The 17,424-nt window shown below is 67.4% G+C and carries 16 protein-coding genes; 10 read left to right on the forward strand and 6 right to left on the reverse strand.

Translation table 11 applies throughout. The features are described from left to right. Positions 1–5: 5 nt before the first annotated feature. Together DNJ95_RS01225 and DNJ95_RS01230 are read left to right on the forward strand one after the other, a co-directional pair. Positions 6–1,415 carry an aldehyde dehydrogenase family protein gene (locus tag DNJ95_RS01225; RefSeq protein ID WP_131182904.1) on the forward strand — a complete coding sequence of 470 codons (1,410 nt, stop codon included), beginning with the start codon at positions 6–8 and terminating at the stop codon, positions 1,413–1,415. 37 nt (positions 1,416–1,452) lie between these two features. Next, complete coding sequence (locus tag DNJ95_RS01230; protein WP_131182905.1) at positions 1,453–2,646, forward strand: MFS transporter; 1,194 nt, start codon at positions 1,453–1,455, stop codon at positions 2,644–2,646. 739 nt (positions 2,647–3,385) lie between these two features. Here DNJ95_RS01230 and DNJ95_RS01235 read toward each other — a convergent pair. Next, the gene (locus tag DNJ95_RS01235) at positions 3,386–4,120 is read right to left on the reverse strand and encodes a class II aldolase/adducin family protein (protein WP_131182906.1); all 735 of its coding nucleotides are present in this window, start codon (positions 4,118–4,120) and stop codon (positions 3,386–3,388) included. Positions 4,121–4,452: 332 nt separating this feature from the next. Here DNJ95_RS01235 and DNJ95_RS01240 point away from each other — a divergent pair, with 332 nt between their 5' ends. From DNJ95_RS01240 to DNJ95_RS01270, 7 genes are all read left to right on the forward strand, one after another. Further along, entirely contained in the window at positions 4,453–5,619 is a 1,167-nt protein-coding gene (locus DNJ95_RS01240; RefSeq protein ID WP_131182907.1) for an LLM class flavin-dependent oxidoreductase, read from the forward strand. A 15-nt stretch (positions 5,620–5,634) separates the two neighbouring features. Next, positions 5,635–6,690: an ABC transporter substrate-binding protein gene (locus DNJ95_RS01245; RefSeq protein WP_131182908.1), complete on the forward strand. Its 1,056-nt coding sequence runs from the start codon at positions 5,635–5,637 to the stop codon at positions 6,688–6,690. 102 nt (positions 6,691–6,792) lie between these two features. Continuing rightward, on the forward strand, positions 6,793–7,848 hold the full coding sequence (locus DNJ95_RS01250; RefSeq protein ID WP_131182909.1) for an ABC transporter substrate-binding protein: 1,056 nt from the start codon (positions 6,793–6,795) through the stop codon (positions 7,846–7,848). After that, positions 7,835–9,025 (forward strand): MFS transporter, encoded by a 1,191-nt coding sequence (locus DNJ95_RS01255; RefSeq protein ID WP_131182910.1) that lies wholly within the window; start codon positions 7,835–7,837, stop codon positions 9,023–9,025. Before DNJ95_RS01250 ends, DNJ95_RS01255 begins: the two co-directional genes overlap by 14 nt. Before the next feature lie 2 nt (positions 9,026–9,027). Next, complete coding sequence (locus DNJ95_RS01260; protein ID WP_131182911.1) at positions 9,028–9,786, forward strand: ABC transporter permease; 759 nt, start codon at positions 9,028–9,030, stop codon at positions 9,784–9,786. Continuing rightward, the gene (locus DNJ95_RS01265; RefSeq protein WP_131182912.1) at positions 9,786–10,550 is read left to right on the forward strand and encodes an ABC transporter permease; all 765 of its coding nucleotides are present in this window, start codon (positions 9,786–9,788) and stop codon (positions 10,548–10,550) included. Before DNJ95_RS01260 ends, DNJ95_RS01265 begins: the two co-directional genes overlap by 1 nt. A gap of 62 nt (positions 10,551–10,612) precedes the next feature. Next, on the forward strand, positions 10,613–11,416 hold the full coding sequence (locus DNJ95_RS01270) for an ABC transporter ATP-binding protein (RefSeq protein ID WP_131182913.1): 804 nt from the start codon (positions 10,613–10,615) through the stop codon (positions 11,414–11,416). 235 nt (positions 11,417–11,651) lie between these two features. Here DNJ95_RS01270 and DNJ95_RS01275 read toward each other — a convergent pair whose 3' ends face one another. The 4 genes from DNJ95_RS01275 to def all read right to left on the reverse strand — a co-directional run bounded on the left by DNJ95_RS01275 (position 11,652) and on the right by def (position 14,362). After that, positions 11,652–12,050, reverse strand: coding sequence for a DoxX family protein (locus DNJ95_RS01275; protein WP_131182914.1), 399 nt, complete (start codon positions 12,048–12,050; stop codon positions 11,652–11,654). Positions 12,051–12,126: 76 nt separating this feature from the next. Then, a complete protein-coding gene (locus tag DNJ95_RS01280) occupies positions 12,127–12,930 on the reverse strand; it encodes a dioxygenase family protein (protein WP_131182988.1) in 804 nt (267 codons plus the stop codon). Between the two features lie 43 nt (positions 12,931–12,973). Beyond that, entirely contained in the window at positions 12,974–13,603 is a 630-nt protein-coding gene (locus DNJ95_RS01285; protein WP_131182915.1) for an NADPH-dependent F420 reductase, read from the reverse strand. Between the two features lie 219 nt (positions 13,604–13,822). Next, positions 13,823–14,362: a peptide deformylase gene (def, locus tag DNJ95_RS01290; RefSeq protein WP_131182916.1), complete on the reverse strand. Its 540-nt coding sequence runs from the start codon at positions 14,360–14,362 to the stop codon at positions 13,823–13,825. 124 nt (positions 14,363–14,486) lie between these two features. Here def and DNJ95_RS01295 point away from each other — a divergent pair, with 124 nt between their 5' ends. Beyond that, complete coding sequence (locus DNJ95_RS01295) at positions 14,487–15,290, forward strand: class I SAM-dependent methyltransferase (protein WP_131182917.1); 804 nt, start codon at positions 14,487–14,489, stop codon at positions 15,288–15,290. Between the two features lie 96 nt (positions 15,291–15,386). Here the strand turns inward: DNJ95_RS01295 and DNJ95_RS01300 are convergent, their stop codons facing one another. After that, positions 15,387–17,408, reverse strand: a complete 2,022-nt coding sequence (locus DNJ95_RS01300; protein ID WP_131182918.1) for a methyl-accepting chemotaxis protein — start codon at positions 17,406–17,408, stop codon at positions 15,387–15,389. Between the last annotated feature and the right edge of the window lie 16 nt (positions 17,409–17,424).

The raw sequence follows: 17,424 nt of genomic DNA on the forward strand, positions 1-17,424 counted from the left end.
CCAGCATGTCCCGCTACCCACTGTTGATCGACGGCGCCCTGCAAGACGCCGAACACTACGACGAAGTGCTCGACCCGGCCAACGGGCAATCGGTCGGCGAGGCCGCCCGCGCCAGCCAGGCCCAGCTCGAGCAGGCCGTGCAGGCCGCCGCCCGCGCCCAGCCGGCCTGGGCCGCCGCTGCCGATAGCCGCCGCGCCGCGCTACGCCAGGCCGCCGCCGTGGTGCGCGAGCATGCCGCCGAGCTGGCCGAGCTGATCACCCGCGAGCAGGGCCGCCCGCTGCACTTCACTCAGGGCGAGGTCGCCGGCGTCGCCGCCACCTTCGAGCACTATGCCGGCCTGCCACAGGCGCCCGAGCAGGTATTGCGCGACGACGGCGAGCGCCTGGTGCGTATCGTCCAGCGGCCACTCGGGGTGGTCGCGGCGATCACCCCGTGGAACGTGCCGCTGATCCTGCTGGCGCTGAAGCTGGCACCGGCGCTGCACGCCGGCAACGCCCTGGTGGCCAAGCCCTCGGAGCACACCCCGCTGTCGACCCTGCTGCTGGCGCGGCTGCTCAAGGATGTATTCCCCGCCGGGGTGCTCAACGTGGTCGCCGGCGCCGGCGAGGTCGGCGAGCGGCTGGCCCGCCACCCCCGCGTGCGCCATATCACCTTCACCGGCAGCGTGGCCACCGGCAAGCGCCTGTACGCCGGCGGCGCCGACGACTTCAAGCGGCTGACCCTGGAACTGGGCGGCAATGACGCCGCGCTGGTACTGGAAGACGCCGATCTCGACGCCATCGTCGAGCCGCTGTTCTGGGGCGCCTTCTGGAACAGCGGTCAGGTGTGCTTCGCGATCAAGCGCCTGTACGTGCATGAAAGCCTGTTCGAGCGGCTGGTCGCGGCGCTCGCCGAGCGGGCCGGGCGTACCCGCCTCGGCCATGGCCTCGACGCGCAGACGGAACTCGGCCCACTGACCAACCGCCAGCAACTGGAACGGGTCGAGGCGCTGGTCGCCGATGCACGCGCCAATGGCGCGCGCATCCACAGCGGCGGCCAGCGCCTGGAAGGCCCCGGGCATTTCTACCCGCCGACCATCGTCAGCGGCATTGGCGCCGGGGTGGCGCTGGTCGACGAGGAGCAGTTCGGCCCGCTGCTGCCGGTCATCCCGTTCCGCGATGTCGAGGACGCCATCGCCCAGGCCAACGCCAGCCACTACGGGCTCGGCGCCTCGGTCTGGAGCCGCGACGAAACGCGCGGCGCGGCCATCGCCGCGCGCCTGGAGGCCGGCCTGGCCTGGGTCAACCAGCACCTCGACATCCACCCCGGCGCGCCCAAGGGCGGCCACAAGTGGAGCGGCCTCGGCTACGAGGGCGGCCAGCGCGGCTACGAGGCCTTCAGCGAACTGCAAGTAATCAATGTGGCACGGCGCTGATAGCGCCGCCTTTCCCTGACCCCAAGAGGATTTCCCCATGCGTGCCGGAAGCTGGCCATCCGTGCTACTCACCCTGGCCTTCGCCGTGATCATCGCGGCCTGCCACGGCAAGACCATCCTGCTGGTCGCCGATATCGCCGCCGCCTTCGATGTCACCCCGGCCCAGGCCAGTTGGGTGGTGTCGGCGGTGGCCATCGTCGCCGCCCTCGCCTCGCCGCTGGTCAACTGGGCCGTGGCGCGGGTCGGCGAGCGCCGGGCCATCGTCTTCGGCCTGCTGCTGGCCGCCAGTTGCAGCTACCTCGCCAGCCACAGCCAGAGCTTCGCCGGCCTGCTGGCACTGCGGGTGATCGAAGGCGCCGGCTATATCAGCGTGGTGCTGGCGGCGCTGGCGCTGCTGATCCACACCACCCAGGGCAAGCGCCGCACCAGCGCCCTGGCGTTCTGGTCGGTAGCCTCGCCGCTGGGTGGCGCCATCGCGATCTTCGCCGTCTCGCCCTATATCGGCAACGGCCAGTGGCGCGTCGCCTTCAGCGGCCATGCGGTGGTGCTGCTGGCGCTGCTGCTGGCCACGCCGCTGCTGCCCTCGGTGAACCTGGCCAGCCGCAGCGAACGCAAGCCGCTGTCGCGGGTATTCGATATCTACACCGATCCGTCGGTGCTGCGCCTGGCCCTGGCGGTCGGCGCGCCGCTGACCGTGGCCCTCGGCCTGGTGGCGATCGTCCCCGACTACCTGATCCGCCAGCTCGGCGTGGCACCGGCGACCATCGGCGTGATCTCCACCCTGGGCATCCTCTCCAGCGTGCTGGCCGGGCTGTTCGCCGGCTTTATCCTCAACCTGCCGCGCATCGGCCCGCTCAGCGTGATTGCCGGGGCCGTGGTCGGCGTCAGCCTGGAGATCATCTTCTTCCTGCCCGGCATCGGTACTGCCGCGGCGGTGGCGATCAAGATCGTGCAGGGCTTCTTCAGCAGCTTCGTGGTCGCCTGGGTGTTCACCAGCATTCCGAAGATGAGCCGCCATGGCGATGTGATGGGCGCCGGCGGCATCGCCGAACAGGCGCTCTACCTGTCAATGTTCCTCGGCCCGGTACTGCTGTTCCCGCTGTTCGCCCTGCCGTCGAAGCTGCCGTTCTTCGCCGCGCTGTTGGTCGCCAACCTGCTGCCGTTGTTGCTGCTGCCGCTGGGGCTGCGCCGGGAGGCCGATCCAGTGGTCGCGGAGGCCAGGCCGGCCTGACGGAAACCTTGTGCAAGCGGGCGCCGTGCGCGCCGGGGTGATGCCACGATCAAGATCCCCGGCGCTTTCCGGCCCCGACACGGAGCCTGGCACTTTCCCTGCTCTGGCCTGGGTGACGGAGGCGCCGCCTCCACCGCCAACGGCCCCAACGGGAGCACCGCACAATGGCCGAGTACCTCTGGCACCTGCCCAACCATCTGGACGCGCGCTATGCCGACGCACTGCCGCGCAAACGTGGCGAGGAGGCCTGCGTCTCCCGCCAGCACGATTACCTCGACTATCTCCAGCAGATCGCCCGCGCCGCCGAACTGACCGGCTGGCAAGGCCGGCCCGATGACTACGACCTGTGGCACGCACTCGGCCCGGGCGATGCCACGGCGACCCTGGTGGGCAGCTACGCATGGGTCGCCGAACGCCTGCAAGCCTACGCCGCCGCCGGCATCCAGAGCTTCCTGCTGGGGGGGCGCGCCACACCAGGAAGAAGCCTACCGGGTCGGCGAAGAGGTGTTGCCGCTGTTGCGCAAGCCGACCTGAGGAGCATGGCGTGCAACGTCCTCGAAAGACGGTTAGCGGGAAGATGCCGCAAGCGCAACCCACGTAGACTGCGCCGTGCGCACCGGGGGCGATATCGCATCGCTTACCGGTGCCGCATGGCGCCCCCTGCGGCGGCGTTGGCCGGCGAGATCGTGAACAGCGACCTGCCTTGCCGCTGGCACCGCCTGGCGCCAGCGGCAGAGGTTCAGGCCGCCGCTTCCAGCAGCTTCTGGCCCTGCTCCCAGAGGCCGGTCATCTTCCATTGCTGCTCCAGCACGCCGGGGCCGAACTCCCTGGAACCGCCGAATATCTCGGCCAGCCCCTGGAAGTAGGCGCCCTCCTCGACCAGCAGGATCAGCTTGGCGGCCTGCAGGATGCCTTGGCCCCAGAAGGTCGCCCCGCCGTTGGCTTCGAGAATGGCCGGGGTATGCGGGTTCTCCTCGATCTTCTCCACGATGAAGGCGGACTCCGGCTGGCGGCGGTCGATATAGATCGGCAACTCGCGGGCCAGGGTCACCCGTTGCGAGGCGGCATAGCGGATCGGCAACACCCGGTGGGCACTGGCCCAGCCGCCCAGGTAGGGCGTATGCACATGGATCACCACATTGACCTCGGGCCGCCGGCGGAACACTTGCGCATAGCGCTGGCCGTTGCCGCCGACCTTGCTGCCGCTGAGCGGCGAGCCGTTGTCGACGGTTTCGTCCAGCACCACCCGGCCATCGTAGCTGGCGACCACGGCGCGGATTTCCTGGTCGTCGGCCCAGGGGCCGGGCGCGTGCAGGGCGATCACCAGGTCGCTGTCCGGCACCCGCAGGTAGGCCTGGAAGGTGTTGGTGGCGGTCAGTGTGCGGGTTTCCTTGAGCACCCGGGTGGCCTTGGCGAAATCGCGCCTGGCCTGGTCGAGATGAACGAGCTGCTGGCTGGTAAGGCTGGCGGTCATGGCATGTCTCCTGTCTGGAAAGGGTCTGGCCAGGCTTCTGGCATGGCACTGACGACGCTCCAGCAAGACTTGAGCCATCGCTGAAAACCCTTTCCCTTCAATGGCTTGTAGAAAACCCAGGTAAAAGCCCGAGCCTGCCGCGCAAATCCTGCTGCCGCCCCAGCAGAGATTGCTGGGCGGGTGTTGCTGAGCCAGCAGCCACCACCGCGCGAGCGCCGCCCGCCAGGCCGCAAGCCGCGCCATGGCTGGCTTTGCGTCTTTCGGCACAGGGCTTGCTCAAGTACTGTCAACCGGCAACGGCATATCGACGCAGCCACTGGAGCACTGACCCAATGAGTACCGAATTCTTCTGGCGCCTACCCCTGGGGAGCGACGGCCCCCACCTCGCCACCGACAAGAACAACCGCGGCGCCCCCCGCCACCGCCCCGGCAATATCGCCCCGGGGCGGCTGGCCAACGGCGAGCCCGACGGCTTCACCTATATCGACTACATCGCCCAGGTGGCCAAGGCCGCCGAGCTGGCCGGCTTCCAGGGCGCCCTGCTGCCCACCGGCCCCGAGCCCTGGATCGCCGCCGCCGCGCTGGCCCGGGAAACCCGGCGGATCAGGTTCCTGGTCGCGTTCCAGGCCACCTGGACCCTGCCGGCCTATGTCGCGCAGCAGGCGGCCATCCTCCAGCACCTGAGCCATGGGCGCCTGGACTGGAACATCATCACCGGCGGCAACCCGGCCAGCCAGCGCGCCAACGGCGACTTCCTCGAGCACGACAAGCGCTACCAGCGCACCGGCGAGTTCCTCGACATCATCGATGGCCTGTGGAACAACGAACAGTTCAGCTACCAGGGCGACATCTACCAACTGGAGAACGGTTCGCTGCCAGCGGGCCTGGCCCACGAACGCAAACCCGCCGTGTACTTCTCCGGCTTCTCCGAGCCGGCCCTGGAGGTGGCGGCGCGGCATGCCGATGTGTACCTGAACTGGGCCGAACCGATCGACAAGCTGCGCCCGCACATCGAGCGCGTGCGCGAACTGGCCGACAAGCAGGGGCGCACGATACGTTTCGGCATCCGCATCGACCTGTTCGCCCGGGAAACCGAGGAAGCCGCCTGGAGCGAGCTGCGCCGCCAGTACGAACGCATCGACGCCAACACCAGCGCCGCCATCCGGCACTTCGCCAGCGGCTCCGACTCGGTCGGCGCTGCGCGCCAGAGCGCCTACCATCAGAATAGCGAGCGCTTCGACGACCTGGTCATCGGCGCCAACCTCTGGGCCGGCTTCGGCAAGGCCAAGCCGGGGCCGGCCATCGGCCTGGTGGGCAGCCACCAGAACGTCGCCGAACGGCTGGCCGAATACCGGGACGCCGGCTTTTCCACCTTCATCCTGGCCGGCAACCCGCACCTCGAGGAAGCCCTGCGCATCGGCCAGGAAGTCCTGCCGTTGATCCAGGCGAGCGCCGAGCAGACCGACCAACACCCAGTCACGCTGAAAGCCAGCGCCTGAGAAAGGAAGACATTCATGACACAACCGCTCGACACCCTCTGGTACACCCGCTGTCCGGTCCCCACCGGCCTTGGCATCGCCGTGCAAAAAGGCTGGCTGGAGGAAATCCTCGGCACCCAGGGCACCGCCATCAAGTCACTGCGCGAGTCCACGAGCCAGGCGGTGCGCGAATCGCACTTCGACCACAGCCTGCACAACTCGGTACGCCATGGCGGCAATATCCCGGCCATCTGGGCCCGTGCCAGCGGCCGCGCGACACGGGTGATCGGCCTGTCCTGGGCGGACGAGGCGCAACTGATCCTCAGCCTGCCGGAAAGTGGCATCAAGACCGCCAGGGACCTCAAGGACCGCCGCTTCGGCCTGCCGGACTGGAGCAACGCACAGATCGACTTCACCCGCGCCCAGGCCATCCGTGGCCTGGAAAACGCACTGCGGCTGGAAGGGCTGGAAGTGAAGGATGTCGAACTGGTCGACTATCACCAGCACGGCACCTTCAGCGACGAGGTGGTGCAGTCCAGCAATGGCCTGGCCGGCTTCGGCGGACGCCGCCACGGTGGCCAGAACCCGGAGCTGACCGGCCTGTTGCGCGGCGAAGTGGACGCGGTCTTCCTCAAGGGCGCCCAGGCGGTGCAACTGGCCCAGCAGTTCGGCCTGCATACGGTGATCGACACCGGCGCCCACCCGGAACCGCTGGTGCGCTCGAACAACGGCACGCCGCGCACCCTGAGCGTCGACCAGCACCTGCTGGACAATCACTACGGCACTGCGGTGGCGATCCTCGCTGCGGTGCTGCGCGCCGAGGAATGGGCCTGGGGCCATCCGGACGACACCCGCCGCTACCTCGCGCGCGAGACCAACAGCAGTGAGTACTGGGTGACCCAGGCCTATGGCGAGGACGCCCACCGGCGCCTGCGCACCGATCTCGACGAACGCTCGATCCATGCCCTGCAGGATTTCACCGACTTCCTGCGCCGCTGGAACTTCATCCCGCACAGTTTCGACGTGCGCGAATGGATCGACCCACGCCCCCTGGAAACCCTGCGCGACGCCGCGGCCCAGCGTGCCGGTTGAAGCGCTCCATTTCCCTACCACCCGCGGAGCGGCCCGGCGGGCCGCCTCCGCCTCTTCGTCCTCCAGGGAGCGGAGAGCAGCCTTGCGTGAATCAGGACTCCCATGAGCACCACCCTCGATACCCTCTGGTACACCCACAGTCCGGTACCCACAGGGCTCGGCATCGCTGTCGAATCCGGCCGGCTGGCGGAAGCGTTCCGGCCCCTCGGGACCCGTATCCAGGCCCTGCGCGAATCATCCGACCGCGAAGTGCGCGAAGCCCACTTCGACCACCACCTGCCCAACTCGGTACGCCACGGCGGCAATATCCCGGCCATCTGGGCCCGCGCCAGTGGCCGCTCGACGCGGGTCATCGGCCTGTCCTGGAGCGACGAGGTGCAACTGATCGTCACCACCGCCGACAGCCCGCTGAAGGATATCCGCGACCTGAAGAACCGGCGCTTCGGCCTGCCCAAGTGGGCCAACGTACAGATCGACTTCACCCGCGCCCAGGCCATTCGCGGCCTGGAGAACGCACTGCGGCTGGAAGGCCTGGAGGTCGCCGATGTCGAACTGGTCGACTACCCCTACGGCGGCACCTACAGCGATGAACAGGTGCGGCATATCCACGGCGCCCAGGTGACCTTCAACGGCAACCGCGTACGGCGGCGCAACAACGAACTGATCGGCCTGCTGCGCGGCGATATCGACGCCATCTTCCTCAAGGGCGCCCACGGCCTGCACCTGGCCGACGAATTCGGCCTGCGGGTGATCACCGATGTCGGCTCCCACCCCGACCCGCTGATCCGCGCCAACATCGGCACGCCGCGCACCCTGACCGTCGACCAGCACCTGCTCGACGAGCACTTCGAGGCTTCCGTACTGATCCTCGAGACCGTGCTGCGCGCCGAGCAATGGGCCTGGGCGCACCCCGAGGAAACCCGGCGCTTCCTCGCCCGCGAGCTGAACACCAGCGAATACTGGGTGGCCAACGCCTATGGCGAGGATGCCCACCTGCGCCTGCACACCAACCTGGCCGAACGCTCCATCGGTGCCCTGCAGGACCTGACCGACTTCCTCGAGCGCTGGGACTTCATCCCACGCCGCTTCGACGTGCGCGACTGGATCGAGAGCCGACCGCTGGAGCAGTTGCTGGAGAAGGTGAATGTCGCCATCTAGGCCGGCGTTCCTGGTCAACTTCATGCTGCTGGCCACCTTCAGTGGCGCCACCATCGGCATGGCGAAGATCGTCACCACGCTGTACGCCATCGAGATCGGCGCCAACGCCATGCAGATCGGCATCATCTCAGCGATGGAGGCCCTCGGCATGATCCTGCTGACCCTGCCAGCCGGTTTCGTCATCGCCCGCTATGGCGCGCGCCGCGTGTACTTCCTCGCCAGCCTGGGGCCGATGCTGCTGAACCTGGCCATCCCGCTGTTCGGCGGCTGGCTGTGGCTGGCCATCGCGCGCCTGCTGATCGGCCTGTGCATCCCGTTCCGCATCGTCGCCATGAACAGCGCCTTCCTGCAGCGGCTGCGCCATATCGGCCACGCCAGGGCCGGCTGGTACCGTGGTTCGCTGACCCTCGGCATGGGCCTGCTCGGGCCGTTGCTGGGGCACTGGCTGAGTGGCGGCGCCGGCTTCACCCTGGGCTTCGTGGCGATCGGCCTGTGCTTCGGCGCGATGGCCTTCTACAGCCTCGGTTTCTGGGAGGCGGCAGCGCCCGGGCCAGAGCTGGCCGAGCAGCCGGCCGGCGGCATGCTCGCGCAGACGCTGGCCATGCTCGGCCATGTGGAAATCGCCGAGAGCTGCCTGGTCGAGATGCTCTCCGGCGCCACCAACGCGCTGTTCGCCACGTTCATCCTGTTGCTGGCGATGGACATCGCCGGGCTGTCGCAGGCCCAGGCGGTCAGCCTGGTGATGGTCCAGGGCCTGGCCACGGTACTCGGCCTGTTCGGCTTCGGCCGCCTGGTCGCACGCCGGCAGCGGCGCTTCACCTACCTGTGCGGGCTGCTCGCCGCGCTACTCGGGCTGGCGCTGCTGGGCCGCAGCCATGACTACTGGCTGCTGGCCGGCGGCGCCGTGCTGCTCAGCGCGGCGACGGCCCTGGTGCACCTGATCAACATGGCCCAGCTCAGCGAGCACGGAGGGGACAAGAGCAAGGTGTCCGGCCTGTTCAACCTGGCCAGCATGCTCGGCGGCTTCGCCGGCGCCCTGCTCGGCGGCGCGCTCAGCCAGTGGCTCGGGCTGCATAACCTGTTCCTTGCCTGGATGCCGCTGGTACTGCTGGCCGCCGCCTACTGCTGGTGGCGCAAACAGCGCCGGTCCACGGGCACCGCCGTGGTGGAGGGTTGAACATGGCGAACGTCGTACTGGAACGCCTGAGCTGGTTGGTCTCGCCCCTCCTGGTGCTCGCGGCCTGGCTGCTGGTGGCCGCCGCCGGCTGGTTCCCGCCGCAATTGCTGGTGCCCCCGGCCCACGTCTACCAGGCCTTCAGCGAATTGCTCGGCAGCGGCGAGTTGCGCGAACACCTTGCCGTGAGCCTGTCGCGGCTGGCCATCGGCTTTACCCTCGGCGCCCTCGGCGGCCTGCTGTTCGGCACCGCCCTGGCGCTGTCGAGGCAGGTCGAAGCCTATTGCGCACCGCTGTTCCATACCTTGCGGCAGATCCCCTCGATCGCGCTGATCCCGATGTTCATCCTGCTGTTCGGCGTCGAGGAAACCTTCAAGATCCTGATCGTGCTCAAGGCCGCCTTCTTCCCGGTAGCGCTGGCCACCAGCGAAGGCGTGCGGGGCATCCCGCGCAGCCATTTCGAGGTGGCCGAGGTCTTCCGCCTGCCCCTGCCGAGCCTGCTCAGGGACGTGGCCTTCCCGGCCGCCGCGCCGCCGATCGTGACCGGCCTGCGCATCGGCCTCAGCCGCGCCTGGATGGTGCTGGTCGCCGCCGAGCTGCTGGCCGCCGACAGCGGCCTCGGGCAGATGATCGAGATGAGCCGGCAGATGATGCGCATCGACGTGGTGATGGTCGGTGTGGTGGTCGCCGGCCTGGTCGGCTGCGTGCTCGACCATGGCCTGCGCCTGCTGGAAAAACGCCTGTTCCGCTGGAAGACACGATGATGAAGAACTACCTCCTGCGCCTGCGCGGCCTGTTGCTGCCGCTGCTGCTGGTCGCCGCCTGGGAATACCTCTCGCGGCAGAGCGCCAGCCATGCCTACGCCTTCGTCCCGCTGTCGCGCATCGGCACCGCGCTCGGCGAACTGCTGGCCAGCGGCGAACTCTGGCTGAGCGTATCGGCCAGCCTGCAACGCACCTGCCTCGGCCTGCTCTACGGCGTGCTCGCCGGCTTCGTCGTCGGCCTGGCGATGGCGCGCTCGCGCATCGCCGAACGCCTGCTGGCGCCGCTCTACCACACGTTGCGCCAGGTCCCGATCCTCGGGCTGATCCCGCTGATCGCCCTGTGGTTCGGCAGCGGCGAGTTCTCCAAGGTGCTGCTGGTTTCGCTGGCGGCCTTCTACCCGATGGTGCTCAACACCTTCGAGGGCTTTTCCCACGTCGAGCGCCGCTACCTGGAAGTCGGCCACGTCCATGCCCTGACGCCGCTGCAGCGGCTCGTCCACGTGGAGCTGCCCAGCGCCCTGCCGAGCCTGTCCAATGGCGTGCTGCACGCATTGGCCTTCGCCTGGGTCAGCTCGGTGGGCTGCGAACTGTTCCTCGCCACCGGCATGGGCCTGGGCAACCTGATGATGAACGCCGAGACCGGCTCGCGCATGGAGATCGTGGTGATCGCCGTGCTCTGCGTCGGCCTGCTCGGCTACGCCATGAACCAGCTCTTTTCCCGTCTCAGCCGGCACCTGCTGCGCTGGCGCAACCTTCGCCGCTGATTTGCGCCGCTGATTTGCACCGCTGATTTTCGTCCCTAACCCTCCGCCGCCAGGTGACCCCGATGACCGCCATTCCCGCGCCCCTACCGCTCGACAGCGAACAGCACCAGCCCGGAGCCCTGGAGATCCGCAACCTGAACAAAAGCTACCGGATCGACGGCCAGGCGCTGCCGGTGCTGCAGAACATCGACCTGCAAGTGCTGCCCGGCGAATTCCTCAGCATCGTCGGCGCCAGCGGATGCGGCAAATCCACCCTGCTGCGGCTGATCGTCGGCCTGGAAGACGACTTCGACGGGCAGATCCGCGTGGATGGCGAGTCCGTTTCCGGCACCAGCCTGGAACGTGGCATCGTGTTCCAGGATCACCGCCTGTTCCCCTGGAAGACCGTCGAGCAGAACATCCTGCTGGCGCTGAAGAACAGCCGCCTGGGCAAGCGGGAGAAGGCCGAACGGGTCGCCGAACACCTCGAACGGGTCGGCCTCGGCGGCTTCGAACAGGCCTACCCGCACCAGTTGTCCGGCGGCATGGCGCAACGCGCGGCGATCGCCCGGGCGCTGGTCACGCAACCCAAGGTGCTGCTGCTGGACGAGCCCTTCGGCGCCCTCGACGCCCTCACCCGCATCCGCCTGCAGCACGAACTGCAACGCATCTGGGTGCAGCAGCGCAGCACCATGATCATGGTCACCCACGATGTCGAGGAGGCGCTCTACCTGGGCGACCGGGTGATCGTCATGGACCCCAGGCCGGGCCGCATCCGCCATGTGGTCGAGGTCGGCCTGCCACACCCACGCGACCGCCAGTCCCCCCGCCTGCACAAGCTCAGGGACGAGCTGCTGCTGGAGTTGACCGGTCAGGATGCCCTCTGAACGCCATGCCTTCGAACGCCCCGAATAGAGCGCCGTCGGTTATACCTGCTGCGCGACCGGATTCATCGCCCTGCCCGGCGCGAAACCTGTTCACGATCTCGCGAGCCTGGTCCGGCAAGGCGCAACGACCAAAGGCTCGCCCCTGCGGAGCCGCACTGGAAGTGCGTTAGCCGCAAGCGGCTTAGCCTGCTTTTAACGCAGCAGGGCCGACGCGCAGCAGATCGTGAACAGGTTCTCAGCGCGTGGAGCGTTTCAGCGCGAAGGGGCCATCCCCCAGCAATGCCAGCGCCAGCGCGGCAAGGGTCAGGAAGATCGGGTATTCCCAGCCGCCATTGGGGTTGGTGAAGCTCCAGCCGTTGCCGAAATGCACGGTGGAAGCGCCGAACAGTTGCACCACGGCGATGGCGGCGATCCAGCGGGCGTAGACCCCGAGCAACAGCAGCGCACCACCGACGATCTCGAAGGCGATCACCGGATAGGCGAGAAAACCCGGGAAGCCGACGGACTCGAAGAACCCGGCGGTGCCGGCCGGGGTGAACACCAGCAGCTTGGTCAGGCCGTGGGCGAGGAACATCACGCCCAGCGCGATGCGCAGGACCAGGGCGGCATAGAGAGCGGTACGGGTATCGATCATGGTGTTTCTCCTTGGATGACGCAGACGACTCGGCGAGTCATGGCGTTGGACCCGCCTGGCGCTGGAATGCTCGTGCTCAGGGGCTGTTCACGTTGTCGCATGTGCCGAACAGGTAGGCGTCCATCGACAGCACGCCATGTTCGATGCCGCCATCCAGCACCTGCAGCGAATCATCGACGCGCCGTGCGCCCTGTGCCACCAGCAGCGGCAGGAAATGCTCCTCGCTGGGATGCGCGCGCTCGGCCTGTGGCGCTCGCTGGCGGTAATCGACCAGTGCCTGGGAATCATCCGCCTGCAAGGTCTGGCGAATCCAGCGGGTGAAATCCCTGACATACCCGGCCGCCTCGCCCTGCTGGCGGAATTCGTACAGGTTGTGGGTCAGGCTGCCGGAAGCGACGATCAGCACGCCTTCATCGCGCAGCGGCGCCAGCGCCTGGCCGAGGCGCAACGCGCCGGCGGTGTCCAGCGGATACGGCAGCGACACCTGGAACACCGGCACGCGCGCCTCGGGCAGCAGGTGCAGCAGCGGCACCCAGGCGCCATGGTCGAGCCCGCGATGCGGGTCCAGCGCGCTCGCCCAGCCCGCCGCCTGCAGCAGCTCGACGGTGCGCGCCGCCAGCGCCGGATGGCCGGCGACCGGGTATCGCAGTTGGTACAGCGCCTGAGGGAAGCCGCCGAAGTCATGGATGGTTTCCGGTCGCTCGCTGGCGGTCACAGCCACGCCGCCACGGGTCATCCAGTGCGGCGACAGCACCAGTACCGCCTCGATTCCACCCAGGCGCCGCCCCAGTTCCCCCAACAGCGGCCCGGCGAGGCCGGGCTCGGTGGCGAAGGTCGGCGCGCCATGGGACACGAACAGTACGGGAAGCGTAGCCATGATGATCTCCAGCGCCGCCAGGCGACGCGACTCCAATGATGTCGATTCAGCGCCTGATCCAGGTCGGGGCGATCTGCTTGCCCAGGTCGGTGCCATATCTCAGGTAAATATTCAAACCACCCAGCGGCTCCAGATAACGCGCATTGCGCAACTCGCCCGCGTCGATGGTGCTGAAGCCCATGCTCTCGGCCAGGGCCTTCGCGGTCTGCCGGGCACGCTCGCTGTCGCTGGCGAGGAATACCGGCGCGGTCTGCCCACCGGGAAACTTCGGGCCCTGGATCAGGACTTCGGCGAGCAGGGTGTTGAAACCCTTGACCAGCTCGATACCCGGCACCGCCTTGGCGATTTCCTCGGCGGACGAGGTGCTGTGCCCGATGGCCAGCCCCATGTAGTCGGCCGTCAGCGGATTGGTGATATCGATCACCACCTTGCCGCGAACGTCGCCCAGCGACTTCAGGGCGTCGATGGCATCGGCATGGCCGGTGGCCAGGATGATCACTTCGTTGAGCCCCAGTGCCTGCGCCACCGGAGCGGCGCTGACACCCTTGTGGGCGGCGGCCAGTGCCTCGGCCTGTTCCGTTTCGCGCCCGGTGACGGTAACCCGGTGCCCTGCCTTGCTCAGGCACTGGACGAATGCCGAACCCATGTTGCCGGTACCGATGATCGTGATGTCCATGCTGGAGTCCTCTTGGGATGTACTTGTTATATGGCCCAGTTTATCGACTCGACTTTCTGGATATTCTAGCCAGCCTGGGCGATACCGGGGCGAGTTCCGCCAACCAGGAGCCAAACGCGATCTACACCGCCTACCCGCCCCGCGAGCGACCGCCGCTGGAAAGTGCGACGGCTGGCGACATCCCTGGTCGCAGCCTTCGAGGGTATTGGCCGGAACGGCTCAATCGTCCTGTGCCGGGTCCAGCCCGGGGAACAGCACCTCGGTAAAGCCGAACTTGCCGAAGTCCTCGATACGCGACGGGTACAGGCGGCCGATCAGGTGGTCGCACTCATGCTGCACCACCCGCGCATGGAAGCCCTCGGCCTCGCGTTCGATGGGCTGCCCGTCCGGGTCGAAGCCGCTGTAGCGGATATGCCGGTAGCGTGGCACCAGGCCGCGCAGGCCCGGCACCGACAGGCAGCCCTCCCAGCCGTCTTCGCGCTCGTCCGTGAGCGGCGTGATGCGCGGATTGATCAGGATGGTGCGCGGCACCGCCGGCGCATCCGGATAGCGCTCGCTGCGTTCGAAACCGAACACCACCAGTTGCAGGTCGACACCGATCTGCGGCGCCGCCAGCCCTACGCCACCGGCCGCCTGCATGGTGTCGAACATATCCTCCAGCAGCGCCCGCAACCGGGGGCTGCCGAACCAGTCCCCGGGCACCGGCTGGGCCACCCGCAACAGACGCTCGTCACCCATTTTCAGGATTTCACGAATCATGGCGCTCTCCTGTGATCCGACGGCATAGTCCGCGAGGGAATAAGCATCTAACAAGATCAACAATATAGGAATGAAATACCCGTGGTAGGGTGCCATTCCGGCTCCTCACTGGAAATCCCCCCTCATGCGCAGACACGCTCTTGCCGGTGCCCTGGCACTGGCGCTGCTCGGCTTTGCCGGCACGGCATCCGCGACCGACGCCAGCCTGCAACGGAACATCGACGGCGACTGGCGCTCGGCGGAGAACCGCGCCCGCGATGACTGGCGGCACCCGGCGCAGACCCTGCGGTTCTTCGGCGTACGCCAGCACCATCGGGTGATCGAGATCACCCCCGGCAACGGCTGGTACAGCGAGATACTGGCGCCCTGGTTGCGACAGGATGGCCACTATGTCGCCGCCGTGCACGACCCGGCGGATGGCGATTACTTTCGTAAAAGTGCCGAGGGCCTGAAGGCAAAATACACAGCCGACCCCGAGCGCTACGGCAAGGTCGAATGGCTGGAATTCAAGCCCGCCACCCCGCGGTTCGGCAACCCGGCTTCCGCCGATGTGGTGCTGACCTTCCGCAACGTGCACAACTGGACCCAGGCCGGCAACGCGCCCGCCTATTTCAACGCCTTCTTCGATGTGCTCAAGCCCGGTGGTGTGCTCGGCGTGGTGGACCACCGCGCCCGCCAGGGCGCCAGTACCGAGGAGAGCGAGAAGAACGGCTACCTGCCGACCGAGGAGGTCATCCGGCTGGGCACGGATGCCGGCTTCAGGCTCGATGCCAGCAGCGAGATCAACGCCAACCCCCGGGACACCAAGGACCATCCGGGCGGCGTCTGGTCGCTGCCGCCGGTCCTGCGCCATGGCGATCAGGACCGCGCCCATTACCAGGCCATCGGCGAATCCGACCGCTTCACCCTGCGCTTCGTCAAACCCTGAGACAAAGCCGCCAGCTTCAAGCCACAAGCTGCAAGTAGAGCGCCATGCATCACCGCGTCTATCTTGTCACTTGCAGCTTGAAGCTGGCGGCTGCTGTTACCGACTGGCCAGGCCGATCAGCGTATCGGCGACACCCTTGGTGCGGAGAGAAGTCTCGGCGGTGGAGCCGCTCGACGCCTGCAAGGTATCGAGCAGCCCGGTCAGGGCGGCGACATCGCCCGACTGGGTTTCGATATGCTCGGCCACCAGGCGGATGGCCTCGGCGAGCTGATCGATATCGCTGCCGATCTCCTCGGCGTTCTGCCGGGTCTTCTCCGCCAGTTGCCGCACCTCATCGGCGACCACCGCGAAGCCCCGCCCCATCTCGCCGGCCCGCGCCGCCTCGATGGCGGCGTTCAGCGCCAGCAGGTTGGTCTGCCCGGCGATCTGCTGGATCACCTGCACCACCGACTGGATGCGCTGGCTCGACTGCGCCAGGTCGCGGGCGCTGCCGACCACCTGTTCGGCCTTGCTCACCAGTTGCCGCACCGAGCCATCGGCCTGCTCGATCACCTCGCTCTGCTGGCCGATATTGCCGCTCAGGTCGTCCATCGACTGGTGCAGGTCGTTGGCACAGTTGCGCAACTCGCCATCCATCAGCTCCTGCTGGCGCTGGGCATCGCTGAGCACCTGGCCCAGGTCGGCCAGCCCGTGGAACACCGGGCGGATACCCTCGTCCAGGCCGTCTACATCCAGGCTGCTGCTGAAATCACGGGACTTGAACTGCTCGATCTGGCGGATCACCACCTGGCTCAGGCCGGTCAGCTTCTTGATCTGCCGACGCAGGAAAAACGCCTTGAACTCGCCATGATAGGCGACGAAGTTGTCGGTATAGTCATCGCGGAACTCGTCTCCGGCGCCAACCCGGAAGAAGAACACCGCCGTCAACGTCTGGTTCAGGTTCAAGCCGAGGATTTCGCCGAAGGTGGAAAAACCGCTGACCGCAATCCCCTGGAATACATCGTCCATACCCGCCAGTTCACGCTGGTTGTTCAGACGCCGCAGGATACAGTCGTTGAGCAGCCCGACCAGCGGTCGACCCTGCTTGTGCCGCATGAAGCGCTGGAAATCCCGGCGGGTGGACTCGATCAGCGGCGTACGCTTGACCATCACCAGTTCTTCGCCAGAGGCCACGTCGCAGAACAGGTGCACACGCTCGCTGGCCTGGTCGATGCGGGCGATGGAGCGTACGAAGAGTTCATCGCCGACACGGATGGCGAAGGAATAGTCGGCCAGCCGCGCCTCCAGCTCGTGGGTGGCACAGCCGAACTTGTCGCACAACGCCGCCACCATCGAACGGACGTTGCCCTGCGGGTCGACCACCTGGCTGATATAGCGATCCTCCAGCGAGGCACTGAGCACACTGAGGCTGAAGGGCGTCGGCTCGAAATTCTGGCTCTTGAACACGCCGAAGCGCACATCGGCGGCGCATTTCAGGAATACGATCTGCGCGTGGTTTTCATAGCGGCGCTTGCCGTCATGGATGCTGGTCGTCACGAAATCCAGCTTGCCGCCCGCCGAGCCACCGACGAACAGGCAGGGGAAACGCCCCGACTCGTACAACGCCTCCATGAAGAACGACTCCGAGGCACTGAGGCCATCGAAACTGACATAGGCGAGGGTATCTCGGTAATCGATGGGCATGGCCAGCGACAGCCGCTTGATGCTCTCCGTCAGCCCGGCGATACGCTCGGCCAGCGAACGGCGCGAGCCCTGGCCACGGATATCCTGGCTTTCCAGCGGCACCATGAGCACTTCGGCAGCGGCGATCACACTGGCGTCGAACAGTTGCAGGACGATACGGTCCCACTGCCCGTTCGTGTCGCAGTAGAGCTTGCCGGCCTCGCTGGACAGTTCCCCCGCCGTACTGCTCAGGCTGATCGCGGCTTGTGGGAAGCGCTGGCTCAGTTGACGCGCCACCGTGTCGATCTCCACATGAGGCGAGACAAAGCCACAGACATAGGTCGGCACCAACTTCACCGCCGCCAACGCCTCGGCCAACTGCGCCTGGGAGCAGACCAGGCTCGCTACTCCGGCGCCGGCGCTGCGCGCGGACCGATGACGGGAAAACGAAAACATGGTGGCGCTCCTTCTC

It is taken from the genome of Stutzerimonas kirkiae, assembly GCF_004327335.1.
Lineage (GTDB): Bacteria > Pseudomonadota > Gammaproteobacteria > Pseudomonadales > Pseudomonadaceae > Stutzerimonas > Stutzerimonas kirkiae.